Source organism: Microbacterium sp., assembly GCF_031988965.1.
GTDB lineage: Bacteria > Actinomycetota > Actinomycetes > Actinomycetales > Microbacteriaceae > Microbacterium.
Genome location: NZ_DALZXX010000291.1, coordinates 1 through 1,317, shown reverse-complemented (window position 1 = coordinate 1,317; position 1,317 = coordinate 1). Strand labels below are relative to the sequence as shown.

Below are 1,317 nucleotides of genomic sequence, written 5' to 3'. Positions count from 1 at the left end.
GAGCTGGTCTTCGAGGTTGAACACCTCGGTGAGCGTGGTGGCCGCCTGAGCCCCATGGTCGACGCGTTGGTGCGCTCGGCCACGGCCTCGCCGGTGAGCAGGAACGCGATGAGGTCGGGGATCAGCAGGGCGGTGTCGGCATCGGCGATCCGGGCGTCGACTCGGTACTGGTACAGCGTGTTGAACGGCAGGAACTGCAGACCGTTGCGCCGATACAGCTCGGAGAACGGAGCGATCGCGTGCACCTCGTCGACGCCGCGCACGGTGCGGTCGTCGCGGTAGTGGAACGGCTCGGCGAGCAGCTCACCGTCGCTCAGCAGGCCGTAGTCCACGGCCCACGAATCGATGCCGATGCTTTCGATGCCGGGCTCTCGCCGCACCGCCTCGGCGAGTCCTGCGACCACGTGCTCGTAGAGCGCGCCGAAGTTCCAGTGCAGGCCGTCCTCGCGCTCGACGGGGCCGTTCGGGAATCGCGAGACGAGCTCGAGGTCGAGCCGGCCGTCGCCGATCCGCCCGATCATGACGCGACCGCTGGTCGCCCCGAGGTCGACGGCGGCGACGGACCGCACCGTCATCGCAGGAACGCCGCGGCGACGCCGGAGTCGACCGGGATGTGCAGGCCGGTCGTGCGGCTGAGCTCGGGGCCCGTCAGCACATACACGGCGTCCGCCACGTTCTCGGGAACGACCTCACGCTTGAGGATCGTGCGGTTGGCGTAGAACTGGCCGAGGTCCTCTTCGGCGACGCCGTAGGTCGCTGCGCGGTTGGCGCCCCAGCCCGATGCGAAGATGCCCGAGCCGCGTACGACGCCGTCGGGGTTGATGCCGTTGACGCGGATGCCGAACTCGCCGAGTTCGACGGCCAGCAGCCGCACCTGGTGCGCCTGGTCGGCCTTGGTCGCCGAGTAGGCGATGTTGTTCGGGCCGGCGAAGACGGAGTTCTTCGACGAGATGTAGATGATGTCGCCGCCGAGCTTCTGGTCGATGAGCACGCGCGCCGCGGCCTTGGACACGAGGAACGATCCCTTGGCCATGACGTCGTGCTGCAGGTCCCAGTCCTTCTCGGTGGTCTCGAGCAGGGGCTTCGACAGCGAGAGGCCGGCGTTGTTGACGACGAGGTCGACGCCGCCGAACGCGAGCACGGCGTCGTTCAGTGCAGCCTGGATCGCATCGGCGTCTGCCACGTTCGCCGCCACTCCGATCGCGACGTCGGTGCTGCCGAGCTCGGCCGCCGCGGCCTGGGCCTTCTCGAGGTCGAGGTCGGCGATGACGACGCAGGCGCCCTCGGCGGCGAGGCGGGTGGCGATGGCCTTGCCGA

General features: G+C 69.2%; 1 protein-coding gene and 1 pseudogene. Both read right to left on the bottom strand.

The features are described from left to right. Positions 1 to 575: pseudogene (locus RTM68_RS18850) on the bottom strand (rhamnulokinase); the annotation flags it as partial. Continuing rightward, on the bottom strand, positions 572 to 1,317 hold a 746-nt coding region (locus tag RTM68_RS18845; RefSeq protein ID WP_312173860.1), incomplete at its 5' end, for an SDR family oxidoreductase. The gene RTM68_RS18845 and the pseudogene RTM68_RS18850, both read right to left, overlap by 4 nt.